Consider the following 20,215-nt stretch of genomic DNA (forward strand, 5'->3'; position numbering starts at 1 on the left):
TCGGAGGGTGATCAGCCGCGCGCTTCGGGGCCCAGCGCCGTCGCGACCACCTCGCGGGCCTCCTCCTGGATGCGGGAGAGATGCTCGGGCCCGCGGAAGCTCTCCGCGTAGACCTTGTACACGTCCTCGGTGCCCGAGGGCCGGGCGGCGAACCAGCCCGACTCGGTGGTGACCTTGAGCCCACCCAGCGCCGCGCCGTTGCCCGGCGCCGTGGTCAGCCGGGCGACGATCGCTTCCCCGGCCAGCTCGGTGGCGCTCACGTCGTCGGCGGAGAGCGTGGCCAGCCGGGCCTTGGCCGCCCGGCTGGTGGCCACGTCGATCCGGGCGTAGGCCGGGTCACCGAACCGGCCGGTCAGCTCCCGGTAGTGCTCGCTGGGGGTGCGGCCGGTGACCGCGGTGATCTCGGCGGCCAGCAGCGCCAGGATGATCCCGTCCTTGTCCGTCGACCACGGCGTGCCGTCGCGGCGCAGGTACGAGGCGCCCGCGCTCTCCTCGCCGCCGAACGCGATCGACCCGTCGCGCAGCCCCGGGACGAACCACTTGAACCCGACCGGGACCTCCAGCAGGTCACGGCCCAGGTCGGCGGTCACTCTGTCGATCATCGACGAGCTGACCGCGGTCTTGCCGACGGCCGCACCGCCCGGCCACCCGGGCCGGTGCGTGTACAGGTAGCCGATCGCGGCGGCCAGGTAGTGGTTGGGGTTCATCAGCCCGCCGTCGGCGGTGACGATGCCGTGCCGGTCGGCGTCGGCGTCGTTGCCCGTCGCGACCTGGAAGTCCGCCTTCCGGGCCACCAGCGACGCCATCGCGTACGGCGACGAGCAGTCCATGCGGATCTTGCCGTCCCAGTCCAGCGTCATGAACCCGAACGTCGGGTCGGTGCGCGGGTTGACCACGGTGAGGTCGAGCCGGTGCCGCTCGGCGATGGCCGCCCAGTAGTCGACGGCGGCGCCACCGAGCGGGTCGGCGGCCAGCCGCACCCCGGCCGACCGGATCGCCTCCAGGTCGACCACGGCGGGCAGGTCGTCGACGTAGGTGCCGAGGAAGTCGTAGGCGCGGACCTCGTCGCTGCTGCGGGCCTTGCCCAGCGGTACCCGGCGCACGCCGGACAGGCCGTTCTCCAGCAGTTCGTTGGCGCGCCCGGCGATCCAGCCGGTCGCGTCGGTGCCGGCCGGGCCACCGTCGGGCGGGTTGTACTTGAAGCCGCCGTCGGCCGGCGGGTTGTGCGACGGGGTGACGACGACGCCGTCGGCCAGGCCGGTCGTGCGGCCGCGGTTGTGGGTGAGGATCGCGTGCGAGATCGCGGGGGTCGGGGTGAACCCGTCGACGGCGTCGACGAGGACCTGGACCCCGTTGGCGGCGAACACCTCGATCGCGGTGGCCCACGCCGGCTCGGACAGCGCATGGGTGTCGCGGCCCAGGAACAGCGGCCCGTCGATGCCCTGCGCGGCCCGGTACTCGCAGATCGCCTGGCTGGTGGCTGCGATGTGGTCGTCGTTGAACGTGCTGGTGAACGCGGATCCGCGGTGCCCGGACGTCCCGAACGCGACCCGCTGCCCGGGGACGGCCGGGTCGGGGTGCTGATCGTGGTAGGCGGCGACCAGCTTGTCGACGTCGACCAGGTCCTCGGGTTGCGCGGGGGTACCCGCGCGCGGGTGCACAGCCATCACTTCTCCTCGAACCGGGCGGCGGGTCCGCGTCCGGGCTGCCCCCAGCCTGCCCGATCCGTGCGCTGACGCAACCGGTCGCACATGGTTCCACCCGCGCGGTGTGGGAACCCCGGTCCGCAGCAACGCCAGCGGAGGATGCCGTGGACCCGACCGGTCACCTGCTCGCCGACGCCACCCAGAACCTCTATCCGGCGCGGATGCAGATGGCGCTGTCTCTGGGGTGGCACATCGTGTTCGCCTGTTTCGGCATCGCCTTCCCGGTGCTCGTGCTCTACGCCGAGTGGCGGGGGCACCGCGACGACGACCCGGCGCTGAGCGATCTCGCCCACACCTGGGCCAAGGCGATGGGGCTGATGTTCGCCGCGGGCGCCGTGTCCGGGACGATCCTCTCGTTCGAGATGGGCGTGCTCTGGCCCGGGCTGATGGCCCGCTTCGGCGCGGTGTTCGGGTTCCCGTTCCTGCTGGAGGGTTTCTCCTTCTTCCTCGAGGCGATCTTCGTCGGGGTGTACCTGTACGGCTGGAACCGGCTGCCGCCCCGGGTGCACATGCTCACCGCGCTGCCGATCATCGCCTCCGGGCTGGCCGGGGCGTTCTTCGTGGTCTCCGCGAACTCGTGGATGAACACCCCGCAGGGCTTCACCCTCGATGCGACGGGCCGGGTCGTGGACGCCCACCCCGTCGCCGGGATGCTCAACCCGTCGACGGCGCCGGAGGTCGTGCACATGCTGCTGGCCGCCTACATGGTCACCGGCTTCCTCGTCGCCTCGGTCTACGCCGTCGGCATGCTGCGCGGGCGCCGCGGCCGCTACCACCGGCTCGGGATGGCGATCCCGCTGACCGTCGGCGCCGTCGCCGCGCCGCTGCAGGTGATCGTGGGCGACTGGATCGCCAACACCGTCGCCGATCACCAGCCGGTCAAGCTCGCGGCGATGGAGGGGCTCGCGCACACGCAGCGTGCGGTGCCGCTCTCGCTGGGTGGTGTCTGGGTCGACGGTGATCTGCACGGTGCGCTGCGCGTCCCGTACGGGCTGTCGCTGCTGGTCACCCACAGCCTGGACGGCACGGTCACCGGGCTCGACGTCGCGCCGGTCGACCTGCGGCCACCGGTCGACGTCGTCCACCTGTCCTACAACCTGATGGTCGGGCTGGGCTTCGCGCTGGTACTGCTGGCGGTGTGGCTGGGCTGGGTCTGGTGGCGCCGCCGGCGGCTTCCCGGGTCCCGCTGGTTCCTGCGCGCGGCCGCCGCGTCCGGGGTGGCCGCGGTGCTGGCCATGGAGGGCGGCTGGGTGACGACCGAGGTCGGCCGGCAGCCGTGGATCGTCTACGAACTCGTGCGCACCGCCGACGCGGTCAGCCCGGCCCCCGGCCTGCGGTACGGCTTCTACGCCGTGCTCGCGGTCTACACCGTGCTCACCGTGGCGACCGTCTACACGCTGCGCCGCCTCGCGGGCAGGCACGACCGGCCGGTGGCCCCGCAGGAGGACGTACCGCAGCCCGAGCCGATAGGGACACGATGACCCTTGCCGACGTCGTACTCGCGCTGATGTGGCTCGGCGTGATCGCCTACGCGCTGTTCGCCGGGGCCGACTTCGGCGCGGGCATCTGGGACCTGCTGGCCGGCGGGACCCGGCGTGGCGCACCGCAGCGCGCGCTCATCGAGCACGCCATCGGGCCGGTCTGGGAGGCCAACCACGTGTGGTTGATCTTCATTCTGGTGGTGCTGTGGACCGCCTTCCCGCCCGCGTTCGCCGCGATCGCATCGACGCTGTACATCCCGTTCACGCTGGCCGCGTTCGGGATGATCGCCCGCGGGGCGGCGTTCGCGTTCCGCTCCGGCGTCGACACCCCGAACGCCCGCCGGCTGCTGGGCGCGTCGTTCGCGTTCGCGTCGCTGTGCACACCGTTCTTCCTGGGCGCGATCGCCGGCGCGGTGGCGTCCGGCCGGGTGCCGCCCGGGATCGCCGCCGGTGACGTCATCACCAGCTGGGTCAACCCGACGTCGATGTTCTCCGGGGTGCTCGCGGTGGCGGTGTGCGGCTACCTGGCCGCGGTGTACCTGTGCGCCGACGCCCGCCGTGAGCACGAGCCGGAGCTGACCGAGCGGTTCCGGGCCGGGGCGCTGCTGAGCAGCCTGGTCGCCGGCGTGCTCGCCCTGATCGGGATCGCGGTGCTGCGTGCGGATGCGCCGCAGTTGTTCGCGGAGCTGCGCGGCCGGGCGCTGCCCGTGGTGGTGGTGTCCGCGCTGGCCGGTCTGGTCTCGATCGGGCTGCTGGTGCAACGGCGCTACGCCCGGGCCCGGGTGGCCGCCGCGGTCGCGGTGGCGGCGGTGCTGTGCGGCTGGGCGGTGGCGCAGTATCCGTACCTGCTGGAATCCCAGCTGACCATCGCCGACGGGGCGGCCGGGCGGTCGACCCTGGTGGCCGTGCTGGTCGCCCTGGTGGTGGGCGGTGTCCTGCTGGTCCCGTCCCTGGTGTTCCTCTACCGGCTGTTCCAGCACCGGGCCCCGGTGGCCGTGGCGGCGGACCCGGCGGCGGGCCCGGCATGATCGGTGCGAGCGGGCCCGGAGCCGCACAGCCGGGTCAGCCGCGGACCAGCCGGGGAAGCAGCGCGGATGCGACGGCGATCATCGCCGCGGCGGCGCCGACGAGCACCCCGAAGTCCAGCAGGAGCCGGGCCGGGGTCCCGACGAGCAGTCCGCGCAGCGCATCGACCTCGTAGCTCAGCGGGTTCACGTGGTTGATCACCTGCAGCCATTCGGGCATCAGCTGCACCGGGTAGAGCGCGTTGGAGGCGAAGAACAGCGGCATGGTGATGGCCTGCCCGATGCCCATCAGCCGGTCGCGGGACAGCACCAGCCCGGCGATCGTGATCGACAGGCAGCAGAAGAACGCCGAGCCCAGCAGCAGCGCGACGACTACGCCGAGCAGCGCGAGGGGGTTGGCCGTGAGGGTCACCCCGAGCACCAGGGAAAGAACGAGGACGACGATGGCCTGGGCGACCGCGCGGACACCGGCCGCGAAGGCCTTCGCGCTGACCAGCGCGGCCCGCGGGGTCGGGGTGACCAGCAGTTTCGCCAGTACGCCGGCGTCGCGTTCCCAGATGATCTGGATGCCGTAGAAGATCGCGATGAACAGGGCCGACTGGGCGAGGATGCCCGGGGCCAGGAAGTCCAGGTACGGCGTGGAGCCGGTGGGGATGGCGTGCAGCCGGGTGAACACCTGACCGAAGATCAGCAGCCACAGCGCGGGCTGCACGGCGCGGGTGACCAGCTCGGACCGGTCGTGGCGCAGCTTCTGCAGCTCCACCAGGCACATCGTGGCGACCCGCGAGAACCAGGTCCGGACCAGCCGGACCGGGCCGGGCTCGGTGTCAGCCGACGCGGCCGGCGGTGCGACGGGCAGCACGGACATCCCGCATCCCTCCTGTCTCATCCTCGAGTCGATCACCGGTGTAGTGCCGGAACACGTCGTCCAGCGTCGCGTCCGGGCCGAGCGTGCCGCGCAGCTCCGCGGGGCTGCCCAGGGCGCGGATCCGGCCGCGGTGCATGAGCGCGACCCGGTCGCAGTGCTGGTCGGCCTCCTGCATGGAGTGCGTCGTGACCAACACGGTCATCCCGGTCGCCGCACGGATCTGATCGATCCGGTTCCACACCCCGTCCCTGGCGACGGGGTCCAGGCCGACGGTCGGCTCGTCGAGGATCAGCACCCGCGGCGCGCTGACCAGGGCCTGGGCGAGCTCGAGGCGGCGCACCATGCCCCCGGAGTAGGTCTTGGCCGGGCGGTCGGCCACGTCGGCCAGGTCGACGGCCTCGAGGACCGAGGTCACCTGCTCGGCGCGGGCCCGGCGGGGTACGTCGTAGAGCCGGGCGAACAGGGCGACGTTCTCCCGGCCGGTGAGCGTGCCGTCGGCGGACAGTTGCTGGGGCACGTAGCCGAGCAGCCGGCGCACGGCGGTGCGGCGCCGGGCGACGTCGAGGCCGAACACCTCGATCGCCCCCGGTGGCGCCGGCAGCAGGGTGGTGATCATCCGGATGGTGGTGGTCTTGCCGGCGCCGTTGGGGCCGAGCAGCCCGAACACCTCGCCGGGGGTCACCTCGAGGTCCAGCCCGTCGACCGCGACCGTGTCACCGAACGTCTGCCGCAACCCGGTGCAGCGCACCGCCGCCTCCGTCACGGGGCCTCCTCCGCAAGTTCGTCGAGCAGCTTCCGCAGCGCGGGCAGCGCAGCGGCCACGGTGGCGACCTCGTCGGCCGGCAGCCGTCGCAGCGCGTCACCGACCATCCGGCTGCGCGCCTCCCGCCAGCGCGCCAGCCGGGCGGCCGCGGTGTCGGTGAGCTCCAGTCGGGCGGCGCGCCGGTCGGCCGGGTCGGTCTCGCGGCGCAGTAGCCCGGCGTCGACGAGCTGGTTGACCAGCGTGCTCACCGAGTTGCCGGCCAGGTGCAGGGACCGGGCGGCGGCCGCGACGCCGATGCCGGGTTCGGCCTCGACCAGCTGGAGCAGCTCGACCTGGGCCCCGCGCAGCCGCGGCCCGGGCAGGTCGGCGCGCAGCCGGCGGCGCACGACGCGGCGCAGGCCGAGCACGACCGCCATGAGCTCGTCGGCGGGGTAGGGCGAGATCGTCACGCGGGAAATATACCTCTGCATGAGAGGTATTCGGCTGCAACGGGGCCTGGCCGCGCCCGGTGCCCGGGCCGGCCTGACCTGGCGCGAGCGGGCCGTCGCCGCCGCATGATCGCCGGTTTCGGAACCGTGCGGCCATCGGTGACCGGAATGTCCCGTCGGCGTCGATCATGCTGCGGCCGGTGCCGGCGACGCGCGGAATACCGCGCATTTCGGGCAGTGCCCGGCGAATCCGGCTCCTGTTGCTGAAGATGTACCCCGTCCGTCACCCCACCGATGCGGTGACGCGGAGCCGGGGGAGGCCCATGACCTCGCAGATGTCAGCACCGGCGGTGTCCGCCCGGCTGGACCGGCTGCCGATCACCCGGCGGCACCGGTTCGCCCTGGTGGCGGTCGGCATCGGGATGTTCTTCGACCTCTACGAGGTGTTCCTCGCCGGGACGCTCGCCACCGTGCTGAGCACGGACTTCGGGGTCACCGGGACGAACCAGAAACTGGTGCTCGCGTCGGCGTTCGTCGGGGCGTTCATCGGGGCGGTGACGCTGTCCCGGCTGGCCGACCGGCTCGGCAGGCGTCGCGCGTTCTTCCTGACCCTGGGCGTGTACTCGCTGTTCTCGGTGCTCGCCGGGTTCAGCGTGAACGTGGAGATGCTGATCATCTGCCGGTTCGTGGCCGGGATCGGCATCGGCGCGGAACTCCCGCTGTGCGATGCCTACCTGTCCGACCTGCTGCCGGCCCGGGTGCGCGGCCGGATGATCGCGTGGGCCTACACCCTCGGGTTCTGCGGAGTGCCGGTGGCGGGGTTCCTCGCCCGGGCGATCACCCCGCACACGATCCTCGGGCTCGCGGGCTGGCGGTGGATGTTCATCCTCGGCGGCCTGGGCGCGTTGCTCTGCTGGCTGATGCGCCGGGGCCTGCCCGAGTCGCCGCGCTGGCTGGAGTCGATGGGGCGCCACGACGAGGCCGACGCCGTGGTGCACACGTTCGAGGACGCCGCGCGCCACGAGCACCCCGGCACCAGGCTGCCCGAACCGGTGCCGGTCCCCGCGGCCGCGACCCGCCGGGAGCCGTTCCGGGCGCTGTTCCGGCGGCCGTGGCGGCGCCGCACCGTGATGCTGTGGATCTTCCAGCTGCTCCAGACGTTCGGCTACTACGGCTTCGGCAGCCTGGTGCCGCTGGTGCTCGCCGCGAAGGGCTACGACGTCGTCACCACGCTGACGTTCAGCGCGCTGACCTTCCTCGGCTACCCGATCGGCTCGGCACTGTCGATCCCGCTGATCGAGCGGGTCGAGCGCAAGACGCTGATCATCGCCGCCGCGCTGGGCATGATGGTCCTCGGCCTGGGCTTCGGCTATGCGACCAGCGGCGCCCTGATCGTGCTGCTCGGGGTGGCGTACACGATCGTCAGCAACCTGTTCTCCAACGGCCTGCACGTCTACCAGGGCGAGCTGTACCCCACGACGCTGCGCGCGACCGGCGCCGGCAGCGCCTACTCGCTGAGCCGGCTCGCGACGGCCGTGATGCCGTTCGTGCTCATCCCGCTGCTCGACTCCGCGGGCCCGAACGCGGTGTTCGCCGCCATCGCCCTGGCCATGGTGCTGCTCGCGGTGGACGTCGCCGTCCTCGGTCCGCGCACCACCGGCCGCAGCCTGGACGAGATCACCGCGCAACGCTGACCGCGCCGAGTGCAACCTCAGCGCTGTCGAACCGTGATCGAACCACCGTGAGGTTGCGCTCGGCGGTGCGCACCCTAGGGTCAGCCGGTGCGGATCGCCTCGCTCCTGCCCGCGGCCACCGAGATCGTCGGCGCGCTCGGGCTGGAAGACCAGCTCGTCGCGGTGACCTTCGAGTGTGACCACCCCGTCGGGATCCGCGACCGGCGGCCCGTGGTCGTCGACACCGCGCTGCCGCCCGGCCTGGACCCGGGTGCGATCGACGCCGTGGTCCGCGACTGCGTCGCCCGCGGTCTGCCGATGTACGAGCTGGACCGGGACGCGCTGGCCGCGATCGATCCGGACCTGATCCTCACCCAGGACCTGTGCCGGGTCTGCGCGCTGCCGTCGGGCGCCGTCGACGAGGCGCTCGCGACGATCGGCTGCTCCGCCGATGTGCTCTCGATCGACCCGCACACCGTGGCCGAGGTGCTCGACGCGATCACGGCGGTCGGCCGGCGCGCAGGGGCGACGGCGGCGGCCGCCCGGCTGGTCGCCGAACTCGACGCCCGGCTGGACGCGGTGGCGGCGGCCGTCGCCGGGCGTCCGCGTCGCAGCGCGCTGGTCCTGGAGTGGACCGACCCGCCGTTCGTCGCCGGGCACTGGGTGCCGGAGCTGATCCGCCGGGCCGGCGGCGAGCCCGTCGGGTGCGTCGACGGCGGGCGCAGCACGACGATCGGCTGGGACGAGGTGGCCGCCGCTGCGGTCGAGGTGGTCGTGGTCGCTCCCTGCGGGTTCGGCCTGGGCGCCGCCGTGGAGCAGGCCGGCGCGGTCCTCGACCGGCTGCCCGCGGTGCCGGTGGTCGCGATCGACTCGGCGTCCTACGTGGTGCGGGCCGGGCCTCGGCTGGTCGACGGCGTCGAGGCGCTGGCGTGGGCGCTGCACCCCGGTGCGGTGCCCGAGCCGCCGCCGGGCCGGGTCGCGCGGGTGCGCTGAGCTACCCGCCGGTGCCCCAGCGCCGCCCCACCCAGCGGGCCAGGAACGGCGCGATCAACAGCATGATCATCACCCGCAGCACCTGGACGGCGACCACGAACGTCACGTTCGTACCGGCGGAGATCGCGGTCGCGAGCACCGCGTAGACCCCGCCGGGGGTGGTCGCGAGATAGCCCTCCAGCGGGGTCATCCCGGTCAGCCGGGACAGCAGCAGGCCCAACGTCGCGCACACCCCGACGATGCCCAGGATCAGCGCGGTGGCCAGCGGCAGCACCCGGGCCACCGTGCGGATGCTCTCCCGGGTGAACCGCACCCCCGCCTGCCAGCCGATCACGGCGTAGGCCAGGTCGACCACGAGAGCCGGCGGCGTCGCGCCGAACGACCAGCCGGACAGGGTCAGCGCGAGCGCGACCACCATCGGGCCGAGCAGGGCGCCGGCCGGCACCCGGGTCAGGCGGGCCAGCGGGATCCCGGCCGCGCAGCACACCACCAGCAGGGCCAGCCCGACGTACCACGGGGCGGTGGCCGCGGCCGCACCGGTCGACCCGGCGTGCCCGGCACCGAAGGCCAGCGCGGCGACCACCGGCATCGTCGCGGTCACCATGCCGACCCGCAGGTACTGCACGACCGCGACGAGCCGCTCGTCGCCGCCGAGTTCCCGGCTGACCGCGACCAGGCCCGACGCCCCGCCCGCGGTCAGCGACAGCATCCCGGTCAGCGGCGACACGCCCCGCGCCAACCCCATCAGCAGCCCGGCCGCCATGCTCACCACCAGCGTGCCGAGGCTGACCAGCAGCACCGGCAGCCAGCTCTGCGCGACTGCGGACAACGTCGAGCTCTGCGCGAGCATGCCGATGACCACACCGATGACGGCCTGCGCGAGCGCGGTCGCCCGCCGCGGCACGCGCTCGGGAGCCCGGCCGAGCAACGCGAGCACGGTGCCGACACCCAGCCCGGCGAACAGCGCGGGGGAGGGCGCCCCGAACGCGCCGATCGCCGGCGTGACCACGACGGTGAACGCGATCAGCGGCAGCCAGCGCGCCCATGGCACCGTCCGCAGCCAGCCCATCCGGGTCCTCGCACTCGCCCGCACCCCCCGACCCTGTCAGACGCGCCGTCCGCGCGGGCGGCTGGCAGGCTGATGCAACCCGGCCCCGGTGGCCGGGGTCACCGAGGGGGTGCCATGGTCACTGACCGTGTCGGTCGCCGGGTGTGGGCGCTGTTCCGGCCGTACCGGACGGGGATGGCGGCCATCCTGCTCGCCGTCCTGGTCAGCAGCGGGCTCGGCATCGTCACGCCGTTCCTCACCCAGGCCGCCTTCGACAAGGCGCTGTTCCCGCCCGGCCGCGGCGTCGACGTGCCGCTGCTGGCCTGGCTGGTGGCCGGGATGATCGCGATCCCGGTGCTGTCGGCACTGATCGGGGTCTGGCAGACGTGGCAGACGACCCTGCTCGGCAACCGGGTCATGGCCGACCTGCGCGGGCGGCTGTTCGAGCACCTGCAGCGGATGGACCTGTCGTTCTTCACCGCGACCCGCACCGGCGCGATCCAGTCGCGGCTGGCCAACGACGTCGGCGGGGTGCAGTCGGTGCTCACCGACACCGCCACCTCGATCCTCGGCAACGTCGTCACGGTGGCCGCGGCGCTGATCGCGATGGTGGTGCTGTCGTGGCAACTGACCATCGTGGCGGTCGCGCTGGTGCCGCTGTTCGTCCTGCTGCAGATCCGGGTCGGCCGGGTCCGCCGGCGGCTCGCCGGACGCACCCAGGAGTCGCTGTCGGACATGACGGCGATCACCGAGGAGTCGTTGTCGGTGTCGGGGGTGCTGCTGGCGAAGGTGTTCAACCGGCAGGCCGCCGAGGTGGCGCGCTACCGCGCGGAGAACGCCCGCCAGGTCGACCTGCAGGTCCGCCAGGCCATGACCGGGCAGTCGTTCTTCGCGGTCGTGCAGACGTTCATGGGCGTCACCCCGGCGCTGGCCTACCTCGTCACCGGCCTGCTCATCGCGGCGGGCAGCCCGGTCACGGCCGGGACCCTCGTCGCGTTCACCACGCTGCAGTCGCGGCTGTTGTTCCCGACGATGAACCTGCTGCGGGTGTCGCTGGACGTGCAGACCTCGCTCGCGCTGTTCACGCGGATCTTCTCCTACCTCGACCTGCGCCCGGCCATCGTCGACGCCCCGGACGCGCGGACGGTCGACCCGGCCGCGGTCCGCGGGGAGGTGTCGCTGCGCGGGGTCTGGTTCGCCTACCCGGCGTCCGACGACGCCGAGCCCGACGGCACCGACCCGGATGCCGACGGGAGTGCCCGCCGGTGGGCGGTGCGCGACGTCAGCTTCGACGTCCACCCGGGCCAGCTGGCCGCGATCGTCGGCCCCAGCGGGTCCGGCAAGACCACGCTGTCCTACCTGATCCCGCGGCTCTACGACGTCGACCGTGGTCAGGTGCTGCTCGACGGAATCGACGTCCGCGAGCTCACCCAGGCCTCCGTCGCCGGCGCCGTCGGGATGGTCACCCAGGACACCTACCTGCTGCACGCGACCATCGCGGACAACCTGCGCTACGCCAGATCCGACGCGACGCAGGCCGAGCTCGAGGCCGCGGCCCGCGCCGCCAACATCCACGACCGGATCATGAGCTTCGCCGACGGCTACGACACCGTCGTCGGGGAGCGCGGTTACCGGCTCTCCGGTGGGGAGAAGCAGCGGCTGGCGATCGCCAGGGTGCTGCTCAAGGACCCGCCGGTACTGATCCTCGACGAGGCCACCAGCGCGCTCGACACGGCCGGCGAGCGGCTGGTCCAGCAGGCCCTGGAGCAGGCGACCCGGCAGCGCACCACCATCGCCATCGCGCACCGGCTGTCCACGGTGCTCGGCGCCGACCTCATCCTCGCCGTCGAGAACGGGCAGGTCGTGGAGCGCGGCACGCACGCCGAGCTGCTGGCTCACGACGGTCTCTACGCCCGGCTCTACACCGAACAGTTCGCCGGTGGCGCGGTGCAGGCCCGGTGCGCCGACGGCGTCGTGTTCCGCGACGGGCGCACGCTGCACGAGGAACCGGCGCCGGAGAAGGTCGGCTGACACCGCCCCGTCATGGCAGGGTGATCTCCGCCGGGCACCGTCGCCCGGGGGAGGGGACACCGATGACAGTGGACTCGGACGGGTTTCGGGAGATCGCGCGCGGGCTGCGCTTCCCGGAGGGGCCGATCGCGCTGGCGGACGGATCGGTGCTGCTGGTGGAGATCCAGCGCGGCACCCTGACCCGGATCGCCCCGGACGGCACGGTGAGCGTCGTCGCCGAGTGCGGCGGCGGGCCCAACGGTGCGGCGCTGGGCCCCGACGGCGCGGTGTACGTGTGCAACAACGGCGGTTTCGGCTGGTCCACGCGTCGCGGGCTGACCGCGCCCGGGCGCCAGCCCGACGACTACACCGGCGGGCGCATCCAGCGTGTCACCTGGGACGGCGAGGTCACCGACCTCTACACCTGTGTCGACGGACACGGCCTGCGCGGCCCCAACGACATCGTCTTCGACGCCGACGGCGGGTTCTGGTTCACCGATCTGGGCAAGGTCCGGGCCCGCGAGATCGATCACGGCGGGCTGTACTACGCCAGTGCCGACGGCTCCCGGATCACCGAGGTCGTCTACCCGCTGACCACGCCGAACGGAGTGGGTCTGTCCCCGGACGGATCCCGGGTCTACGTGGCCGAGACCGGGCCGGGCCGGCTCTGGTACTGGGAGATCGAGGGCCCCGGCCGGGTCCGCCGGGAGGCCGATCCGTGGATCCCGCACGGCGGCACCCTGCTGCACGGGTTCCCCGGGCACCAGACGCTGGACTCGCTGGCCGTCGACGCCGAGGGCAACGTGTGCGTCGCGACGCTGTACACCGGCGGGGTCAGCGTGGTCTCCCCGGACGGGGAGCTGCTCGACGTCGTGACACCGCCCGCGTACGACATCTGGGTCACCAACATCTGCTTCGGCGGCCCCGACCTGCGCACCGCCTACATCACGTCCTCGGGCCGGGGACTGCTGTACTCGACCCCGTGGGACCGCCCGGGCCTGCGGCTGAACTTCGCCGCATGACCGGCGAGATCGGGGACCGGGCGGACCGCATCGGCCTCGGCCCGATCCTGGCCCGGCTGACCGCGCCCGGGGGCGAGTTCGAGCTCGTCGACGAGGTCGTCACCGGCATCCCGATGCGGGTCTACCGGCGCGGCCCGGCCACCTTGCGCGACATGCTGGCCGCGACCGCGGCGCATCGCGACCGCGACTTCGTGGTCTATCGCGACCAGCGGTGGACCTACGCCGAGCACCTGCGGCTGGTCGCCGGGCTGGCCCGGCTGCTGCGCGAGGAGTACGGGCTGGTCCAAGGCGACCGGGTCGCGATCGCGATGCGCAACTACCCGGAGTGGAGTCCGGTGTTCTGGGCCGCGCAGGTGGCCGGTCTCGTCGCCGTCCCGCTCAACGCCTGGTGGCCGGGGCCCGAGCTGGCCTGGGCGCTGCGCGACTCCGGCTCGAAGGCGCTGTTCGCCGACGGGGAGCGGGTGGCGGCGCTCGCCGCCGAGCTCGGCGGCCTGCCACCCGTGGTGCGGGTGCGTGGTACGGGGCCGGCACCGGCGGGGGTGCGGGAGTGGACCGACGTGGTCGCCGCGCTGGACCCCGGCGCCGCGCTGCCCGACGTCGCCGTGCACCCGGGCGACGACGCCACCATCCTCTACACCTCCGGCACCACCGGCCGGCCCAAGGGCGCCGTCGCCAGCCACCGCAACCACTGCACCAACGCGCTCAACGTGCTGCTGCAGGCCCGGGCCCTGGCCTGGCTGACGGGTGGCGGCGCGCCGCCACCCGCCCCGGGGCCGGATGCGCCGCAACCCGGCACGCTGCTGACCTACCCGCTGTTCCACATCGCCGGCATCAACGGCCTGTGCGGGGCGGTGCTCACCGGCGGCAAGCTCGCGACGCTGTACCGCTGGGACCCGGACGAGGCACGGGAGCTGGTCCGCCGCGAGCGCCTGACGACCGCGGCGGGGGTGCCGACGGTGATGCGCGAGGTCGCCCGGCTCGCCATCGACCACCGTGCGGACATGGCGTCGCTGACCCGGATCGGGATGGGCGGCGCGCCGATCCCGCCGGAGCTGGTCACCCGCATCGACGCCGCGCTCGGACCTCGGGTCGCCGCCGCCAACGGGTACGGCCTGACGGAGACCACCTCGGCGGTGTGCAACAACACCGGTCCGGACTACGCCGCCCACCCGGACAGCGTCGGCCGGTGCGTGCCGGGCGCGGACCTGCGGATCGTCGATGCCGGGTCCGGAGCGGACCTGCCCGACGGCAGTGTCGGCGAGCTGTGGTTCCGCGGCCCCAACATCGTGCGCGGGTACTGGAACAACCCCGACGCCACCGCGACCGCGTTCGTCGACGGCTGGTTCCGGACCGGCGACCTCGGCTACCGCCGGAAGGGCTGGGTGTACGTCGTCGACCGGATGAAGGACGTGATCCTCCGTGGTGGGGAGAACGTCTACAGCTCGGAGGTGGAGGCGGTGCTGCACGAGCACCCGGACGTCACCGAGGTCGCCGTCGTCGGGGTGCCGCACCCGGCGCTCGGGGAGGAGGTGGCCGCCGTGGTCCGGCCGCGGCCGGGGGCGCTGCGCGACGCCGACGCGCTGCGCGGGCACGCCGCCGCCCGGCTGGCCGCCTTCGCGGTGCCTGCGCACGTCGTCTGGTGGGACGAGCCGCTGCCCCGCACCGCCACCGGCAAGGTCCTCAAGGCCGAGCTGCGGCAGGCGATCACGCGGGTCCGGCAGCTGTGAGCCGCCCGGTCACTCCTCCTCGTGCAACGCGGTGAGCCTGCTCTGCGCCCAGGACAGGGCCGTGGCGGCCATCCGGGCCGCCCGGGCCGCGTCCTTGGCGGCGGCGTCGGCCTCCCGCTTCTGCTCGGCCGCGTCGCGCTCGTGGGCGCGGGCCTCGTCGAGCGCGGCGGTGAGCTCGGCGACCTGCTCCCGGGCCGCGGTGTACCGCCGCGCGGCCTCCTCGCGCAGCGCCTGGTCGGCCTTCTCCCGCTCCTCGGCCTCGGCCGCAGCGCGGCGGGCGTCCGCCAGCTCGCGTTCCGCGGCCGCGAGCTCCCGGGCCCGGCGTTCGGCGCGTTCGCGCTCCTGCCGCGTGCGCTGCCGTTCCCGCTCGCGTTCGTCGGCCTGCGGCTCGGCCTCGTCGGTCCCGGTGTCCGCAGGCTCCGCGACGGGCACGAGCGCCGGGCGGCGGGCGGGCGGGCGCGGGGTGGCGTCCTCGGCGACCTCGGGCCCGAACCCCGAGTAGCTGACCGTGCGGGTGAGCCGCCCGGACCGGAGGTCGGCCGCGATCCGCGGATCGGCCAGCGCCGCCTCGAGGATCCCACGCAGGTCCCGTTCGGTGCCGTCACCGACCCCGTACCCGCGCCGCCCCGCCAGCCGGCGCGCCTCCCGGGCCATCGCCGCGACCAGTTTGTGGCGCTGGGACGACAGCGTGCGCAGGGTGTCGCCGTCGAGGGTGCGCTGGGCGTCGGAGAGCCCTTCGGCGAGGCCGAGCAACCCGTCGAGCTGGTCGGCGCGTTCCCGGGCGAGCAGGTTGGCCAGCCAGGCGGCCTGCGTCGGGCGGCGTAGTCGGCCGATGGCGCGTGCCGACTCCCGGTCGCCCGCCTCCCGGGCCGCGGCGACCCGGGCGTCCCGGGCCGCGATGAAGTCGTCCGGCGACAGGCCGTACAGCTCCTCGGCGGCCTCGTCCAGGGCATCCGCCGGGTGCTCGCCACTCATTGCGCTTCGCCCGGCCGGCGGAAGCGGTTCATCCTCACCCGACTCAGTGTGAGCTGCATCACAGATCGATATACCGGGTACGGATTGTCACTTCAACCATCCGGGCAATCCGTCCCATGAACAGCACCACACTCATCGTAGTGATCATCGTGGCAGTCGTGGTCCTGGCCGCGATCGGTGCGGCCGTCCACATCGTCGGTGGGCGGCGACGCAGCGAACGGCTCAAGGAGCGGTTCGGACCCGAGTACGAGCGCAGTCTGGCCGAGACCGACGACCGCCGGAAGACCGAGGACCAGCTGGCGCAGCGCGAGAAGCGGCACCGCAAGCTCGAGCTGCGTGACCTGGACGAGCGCGAGCGCGCCGAGTTCCACGATCGCTGGCTCGGCGTCCAGCGCGACTTCGTCGACGACCCCGACCGTGCCGTCGAACGGGCCGACGCCCTCGTCGTCGAGGTGATGTCCGCGCGCGGCTACCCGGTCGTCGACTTCGAGCAGCGGGCCGCCGACATCTCCGTGGAACACCCGGTCGTCGTCCAGCACTACCGCGAGGCGCAGCGGATCTCGGCCGCGAACGCCCGCGGCGGCGTGGACACCGAGGACCTGCGCCGGGCCGTCACCTCGTACCGGTCGCTGATCGAGGCGCTGCTCGACCGCGGCGGCGATGACCCCGGTCCGACCCGGCGGCCCGGCGGCGACGGGCGCCGCACCGGCACGGCAGCGCAGAGCGGTCAGGCACGCCCGAGGAGTGAGGAGACGCAGGTATGAGCAGCATGGACGAGTCGGGCCCGCGAGCGCCCGACGCAGACGTCCGCACCCGCCCGGCGGACCACGACCGGCGCGAGCACGACGCCGGGGCCCTGGGCGGGACCGACACCCCGTGGGAGACCTCGCACCCCGGGGAGCGGCGCTCCGACCGCGAGCACACGGCGGACGGGCCCGGTCCTCGGGAGCGGCGGCTCACCGAGCCCGACCGCGGGACCGTCGACGATCCGCCCGACGGCGCCGGCGCGCGGGCGCGGCGCCCCGACGACGCCGGCGGCGGCGGTGACCGGCCCGCGGCGCTCATCTCGCACGACCGGGCGGCCGACTACCGGGCGCGCTGGGAGGCCCTGAAGGCCGGGTTCGTCGACGAGCCGCGCACCGCGGTGCGCGGCGCCGACGAGTTGGTCGGCCAGGTCCTCGACGAGATCGAGGAGGTGTTCCGCCGTCAGCGCGGTGAGCTGGAGCGCGACCTGCACGACGACCAGGCCTCCACCGAGGACCTGCGGCTCGCACTCGGCCGGTACCGGAGCTTCTTCGACCGGTTGCTGGCGTTCTGACCGCCGTGTCCGGCCGGGTGCCGCCTCAGGTCGGCAGCAGCTGCTCCTGGATGACCTTCGCGATCCGGTCGGCGGGCAGCGCATCGGGGAGGTAGGTGTTGGGCGCCAGCATCAGGTTGGTCAGCACGATGATCGTGACGTGCCGGTCCGGCTGGTACCCCATGTAGGTCTGGAAGCCCGGGATCGCGCCGTTGTGGCCGATCAAGAGGCCGAAGGAGCGGTCGACGCCGTATCCGTACTCCGTGTCCCCGAAGTCCAGCCGCCGGGCCTGCGTCTGCGGTGCGAGCAGGACGCCCACGGCCAGTGCCTGCGCCCAGATCTCCAGGTCGTGGACGGTCGAGATCGCCGCGCCTGCTGCGGAGCTGTAAGAGGGGTTCCAGTCGGTCGCGTCGGTGGGCTGCGCCGCCGGCGCGGCCGCCACCTGTGCTGCGGCCCGGTTGCCCGCCTGCGCCGCCGCGTAGGCCTGGGCTCCCTCGACGTTGTTGCCGTAGAGGTAGCCGCGCTGGTGCGGCGCGGGGATCGAACTGTCCGCCGGCGCCGGGAGGGTGGTGTCGGCCATCCCCAGCGGGGCGAAGATGCGCTGCCGCATCAGCTGGGCCAGCGGTGCCCCGCCCACCTTCTCGACGATCTGGCCGAGCAGCACGTAGTTGGTGTTCGAGTACTGGAACGCGGTCCCGGGCGGGAACACCGGCGGGTGCGCGTACGCGATGGCAAGCACCTCGGCGTCGGTCCAGACCCGCCCCGGGTTCGCGTCGAGGGCGGCGTTGAACGCCAGGTCGTCGGTGTAGTTGTAGAGGCCGCTGCGGTGGTCCAGAAGCTGCCGCACGGTGATGGTGTCCCCGTTGGGGACACCGGCGACGTACCTCGCGACCGGATCGTCCACACCGATCCGCCCCTCGTCGACGAGTTGCAGCACGACCGTCGCGGTGAACGTCTTGGTGACGCTGCCGATGCGCATGTGGTCGCCGACCTGCATCGGCGCGCGGGTGCCCAGGTCCCCGGTGCCGAGCGCCGTCAGCCAGGTACCCAGTCCCGGATAGTCCACGTAGACGATCGCGCCGGGGACCCGTAGCTCGCGCATCGTGGCCACCACCGGTGGCCGCAGCGTCGCCGCGTAGGACGGCACCGGCGGAGTCGTCGGCGGGACCACGGGTAGCGACGTCGGCGGGCCCGGCGGCGCCGGTTCCTGGTCGGCCGGTGTGCCGCAGCCGGCGGCGAGGACGACGAGGACGGCGGCCGGGACCAGGGCGCGCAGTATCCGGTGGATGCCCGATCGACGACGCATGCGGCGCTCCTGCTCCCATGATCCCCACGAGTCGGGGGGGCCATGGTCACGGACGCCGCGCCCACCGTCGACGGCCGACCGTCGCAATCTCCGGGGGCCGCTTCAGCGGACGGCCGCCCCGGTTGCGCCGACGGCCGCAGCGACGGTCAGAACGACGCTGTCGGTGTCGCGGAGGCCGTCGGGGTCTCGGTCGGGGAGGTCGTCGCGGTCGGGGAGGTCGTCGCGGTCGGAGCGACGGTCGCGGACGTCGTCGCCTCGGGCGGGGCCGGCGCGAAGGACGGCGGAGCCTGCGGATTGGGAGCGGGCGAGGTGGACGCCTGCTGGTCCGCCGGGGTGCCGCAGGCGGCCACCGCGAGCAGCAATGCGAGCACGCCCACGGCGCGCACCATGCCTGATCGTGTACGCGACATGGCGCTGACCGTACTCGCCGGTATCTGCACTGCTCACGGCGGCCGCCCGCCTGCCCGAGATCAACTCAATGCGACCGCGGCGTCCGGTTCGACGACCCGGAAGGTGAAGCTCTCCTCCAGGTAGAGGTGCACGGTGTCGGCGTCGTGATGGCTGTAGCCGATGGACAGGTCCTGCCCGACGTCGAGCAGGAAGTCCCCGCCACGCTGGCTGACCACCACCGCGCCGTCCACCCCGGGGGCCCACACGATCGACCCGCCGAGGATGCGCTTGAGGTGGTCGAACAGCAGGTAGCCGCCGTGTTCGGTGCTCTCCACGATGCGGGTGTAGCCGGACGGGGCGATGACCAGCGCGTACGGGCCTTCGATGCCGTTGCGGCGCAGCGTGTCCACGGCGCGGGCGACGATGCCCGGGTACTGCTGGCAGTCCGTGCCCAGCTCGACGGACGGGTAGGGCGACACGGCCGCGATGCCCTCGATGCCCGCCTCGGGCCAGCCGTGGAACACCGCACGGTTCTCGATCTCCGCGGCCTGCCGGGCGGCCCGGGCCAGGTCGTCGAACTCGGGGTCGGCGGCGCCGCGCTGCACGTCGTCGATCTCGCGGCGGTCCACCGTGAAGGGCACCCGGAACTCCGCCAGCGGCAGCACCCGGCGCTGCCGGGTCACCACGCCCTCGACCGAGACCCCCGGGGGCGGGCCGTCGAGCGCGGTGGTGCGGCCCAGGCTCGCCGAGGAGTGCGTCCAGCCACCGGGGCCGACCCAGTCGGCGAGGCGGCGCGCGGCCAGCAGCGGGGTGAGCCGCTCGCGGGCCTCGTCGTCGATCTCCTTCCACGCGGTGGTCGGGATCGGCGCGAGCCCGCGCAGCAGGTGATCCGAAACGTTCCCGGTCGTCACAGTGGTCATCGCCCCTTCAGGTTGCCGATACCCAATGACCCGTCGGCCGTGCGGTCGTCCGGCGGGTTGATCTCACGTTCGATGTCGCGCACGTAGCGCTCCGGGTCCTTGTCCCCGGTGTCCAGGGCCTGCGTGGTCTCGTGCTGCGCCATGAACTCGGCGAACCGCTTGCCGAGCGACTCGCGCAGCCCGCTGGGCGCGTTCAGCCGGAAGTCGGCCAGCCCCTCGTTCTCCTCCTCGCCCATGTGTTCGTCGTTGGCCACCCGGGCCCGGCCCACGGCTTCCCACCACGGGCGGCTGCCGATCGGGTGCCGGGCCGCGTCGTGCACGCCGTCGCGGATGTCGTTGTGGTCGCCGATGGCGTCGAGGGTCTCGTCCTCGGCGTCCTCGCCGTGGCGCAGCAGTTGCGGGTAGAAGATCTCCTCCTCCGCGATCGCGTGCACGTCCAGGCGGGCGGCGAGGGGCTCCCAGACCCGTTTCAGCGCGTCGGCGTCCATCGGGGAGTCCGCTCGCAGATCGTCGAGGGCGGCGAACTCGCGGCGGAACCACTCGTGATCGTCGAGGATCAGCTGGGTGATATCGGGCACGGCTG

Annotated in this window: 19 protein-coding genes; 9 read left to right on the plus strand and 10 right to left on the minus strand. The window is 73.5% G+C overall.

The annotated features are described in order from the left end of the window. Positions 1-11: 11 nt before the first annotated feature. Positions 12-1,667 (minus strand): phosphoglucomutase (alpha-D-glucose-1,6-bisphosphate-dependent), encoded by a 1,656-nt coding sequence (gene pgm, locus HF526_RS10015; RefSeq protein ID WP_169381094.1) that lies wholly within the window; start codon positions 1,665-1,667, stop codon positions 12-14. A gap of 143 nt (positions 1,668-1,810) precedes the next feature. Here pgm and HF526_RS10020 point away from each other — a divergent pair, with 143 nt between their 5' ends. Both HF526_RS10020 and HF526_RS10025 read left to right on the plus strand, forming a co-directional pair. Beyond that, positions 1,811-3,187 (plus strand): cytochrome ubiquinol oxidase subunit I, encoded by a 1,377-nt coding sequence (locus HF526_RS10020; protein WP_338051393.1) that lies wholly within the window; start codon positions 1,811-1,813, stop codon positions 3,185-3,187. Continuing rightward, on the plus strand, positions 3,184-4,215 hold the full coding sequence (locus HF526_RS10025) for a cytochrome d ubiquinol oxidase subunit II (RefSeq protein WP_169381095.1): 1,032 nt from the start codon (positions 3,184-3,186) through the stop codon (positions 4,213-4,215). The genes HF526_RS10020 and HF526_RS10025 overlap by 4 nt, the downstream gene beginning before the upstream one ends. A gap of 34 nt (positions 4,216-4,249) precedes the next feature. Here HF526_RS10025 and HF526_RS10030 read toward each other — a convergent pair whose 3' ends face one another. Genes HF526_RS10030 through HF526_RS10040 form a run of 3 tightly spaced genes read right to left on the minus strand, consistent with a single transcriptional unit; the run spans position 4,250 to position 6,292 of the window. After that, a complete protein-coding gene (locus HF526_RS10030) occupies positions 4,250-5,080 on the minus strand; it encodes an ABC transporter permease (RefSeq protein ID WP_169381096.1) in 831 nt (276 codons plus the stop codon). Next, positions 5,040-5,843 carry an ATP-binding cassette domain-containing protein gene (locus HF526_RS10035; RefSeq protein WP_169381097.1) on the minus strand — a complete coding sequence of 268 codons (804 nt, stop codon included), beginning with the start codon at positions 5,841-5,843 and terminating at the stop codon, positions 5,040-5,042. The genes HF526_RS10030 and HF526_RS10035 overlap by 41 nt, the downstream gene beginning before the upstream one ends. After that, entirely contained in the window at positions 5,840-6,292 is a 453-nt protein-coding gene (locus tag HF526_RS10040; protein WP_476705397.1) for a MarR family winged helix-turn-helix transcriptional regulator, read from the minus strand. The genes HF526_RS10035 and HF526_RS10040 overlap by 4 nt, the downstream gene beginning before the upstream one ends. A gap of 302 nt (positions 6,293-6,594) precedes the next feature. On the opposite strand from HF526_RS10040, the gene HF526_RS10045 reads away from it, so the two are divergent. Both HF526_RS10045 and HF526_RS10050 read left to right on the plus strand, forming a co-directional pair. Beyond that, on the plus strand, positions 6,595-7,965 hold the full coding sequence (locus HF526_RS10045) for an MFS transporter (protein ID WP_239028510.1): 1,371 nt from the start codon (positions 6,595-6,597) through the stop codon (positions 7,963-7,965). An 87-nt stretch (positions 7,966-8,052) separates the two neighbouring features. Further along, positions 8,053-8,937: an ABC transporter substrate-binding protein gene (locus tag HF526_RS10050; protein WP_169381099.1), complete on the plus strand. Its 885-nt coding sequence runs from the start codon at positions 8,053-8,055 to the stop codon at positions 8,935-8,937. A 1-nt stretch (position 8,938) separates the two neighbouring features. On the opposite strand, the gene HF526_RS10055 is transcribed toward HF526_RS10050, so the two are convergent. Further along, positions 8,939-10,030, minus strand: a complete 1,092-nt coding sequence (locus HF526_RS10055; RefSeq protein WP_338051394.1) for an AbrB family transcriptional regulator — start codon at positions 10,028-10,030, stop codon at positions 8,939-8,941. Positions 10,031-10,120: 90 nt separating this feature from the next. Between HF526_RS10055 and HF526_RS10060 the strand changes: the two genes are divergently transcribed. The 3 genes from HF526_RS10060 to HF526_RS10070 all read left to right on the plus strand — a co-directional run bounded on the left by HF526_RS10060 (position 10,121) and on the right by HF526_RS10070 (position 14,744). Continuing rightward, on the plus strand, positions 10,121-12,016 hold the full coding sequence (locus tag HF526_RS10060; RefSeq protein ID WP_239028511.1) for an ABC transporter ATP-binding protein: 1,896 nt from the start codon (positions 10,121-10,123) through the stop codon (positions 12,014-12,016). A 62-nt stretch (positions 12,017-12,078) separates the two neighbouring features. Beyond that, the gene (locus tag HF526_RS10065) at positions 12,079-13,017 is read left to right on the plus strand and encodes an SMP-30/gluconolactonase/LRE family protein (RefSeq protein ID WP_169381101.1); all 939 of its coding nucleotides are present in this window, start codon (positions 12,079-12,081) and stop codon (positions 13,015-13,017) included. After that, the gene (locus HF526_RS10070) at positions 13,014-14,744 is read left to right on the plus strand and encodes a class I adenylate-forming enzyme family protein (protein ID WP_169381102.1); all 1,731 of its coding nucleotides are present in this window, start codon (positions 13,014-13,016) and stop codon (positions 14,742-14,744) included. Before HF526_RS10065 ends, HF526_RS10070 begins: the two co-directional genes overlap by 4 nt. A gap of 9 nt (positions 14,745-14,753) precedes the next feature. Here HF526_RS10070 and HF526_RS10075 read toward each other — a convergent pair whose 3' ends face one another. Continuing rightward, on the minus strand, positions 14,754-15,719 hold the full coding sequence (locus tag HF526_RS10075) for a hypothetical protein (RefSeq protein ID WP_169381103.1): 966 nt from the start codon (positions 15,717-15,719) through the stop codon (positions 14,754-14,756). Positions 15,720-15,859: 140 nt separating this feature from the next. Here HF526_RS10075 and HF526_RS10080 point away from each other — a divergent pair, with 140 nt between their 5' ends. Further along, on the plus strand, positions 15,860-16,483 hold the full coding sequence (locus tag HF526_RS10080; protein WP_211177016.1) for a hypothetical protein: 624 nt from the start codon (positions 15,860-15,862) through the stop codon (positions 16,481-16,483). Continuing rightward, positions 16,480-17,037, plus strand: coding sequence for a hypothetical protein (locus tag HF526_RS10085; protein ID WP_169381104.1), 558 nt, complete (start codon positions 16,480-16,482; stop codon positions 17,035-17,037). Before HF526_RS10080 ends, HF526_RS10085 begins: the two co-directional genes overlap by 4 nt. A 25-nt stretch (positions 17,038-17,062) precedes the next feature. Here the strand turns inward: HF526_RS10085 and HF526_RS10090 are convergent, their stop codons facing one another. The 4 genes from HF526_RS10090 to HF526_RS10105 all read right to left on the minus strand — a co-directional run bounded on the left by HF526_RS10090 (position 17,063) and on the right by HF526_RS10105 (position 20,210). After that, positions 17,063-18,322, minus strand: a complete 1,260-nt coding sequence (locus tag HF526_RS10090) for a serine hydrolase domain-containing protein (RefSeq protein ID WP_169381105.1) — start codon at positions 18,320-18,322, stop codon at positions 17,063-17,065. A 146-nt stretch (positions 18,323-18,468) separates the two neighbouring features. Further along, positions 18,469-18,732 carry a hypothetical protein gene (locus HF526_RS10095; protein ID WP_169381106.1) on the minus strand — a complete coding sequence of 88 codons (264 nt, stop codon included), beginning with the start codon at positions 18,730-18,732 and terminating at the stop codon, positions 18,469-18,471. A 60-nt stretch (positions 18,733-18,792) separates the two neighbouring features. Further along, on the minus strand, positions 18,793-19,632 hold the full coding sequence (locus HF526_RS10100; protein WP_169381107.1) for a family 1 encapsulin nanocompartment shell protein: 840 nt from the start codon (positions 19,630-19,632) through the stop codon (positions 18,793-18,795). Beyond that, the gene (locus HF526_RS10105) at positions 19,629-20,210 is read right to left on the minus strand and encodes a hemerythrin domain-containing protein (RefSeq protein WP_169381108.1); all 582 of its coding nucleotides are present in this window, start codon (positions 20,208-20,210) and stop codon (positions 19,629-19,631) included. Before HF526_RS10105 ends, HF526_RS10100 begins: the two co-directional genes overlap by 4 nt. Positions 20,211-20,215 lie beyond the last annotated feature (5 nt).

This window comes from Pseudonocardia acidicola, from assembly GCF_012911935.1.
Lineage (GTDB): Bacteria > Actinomycetota > Actinomycetes > Mycobacteriales > Pseudonocardiaceae > Pseudonocardia > Pseudonocardia acidicola.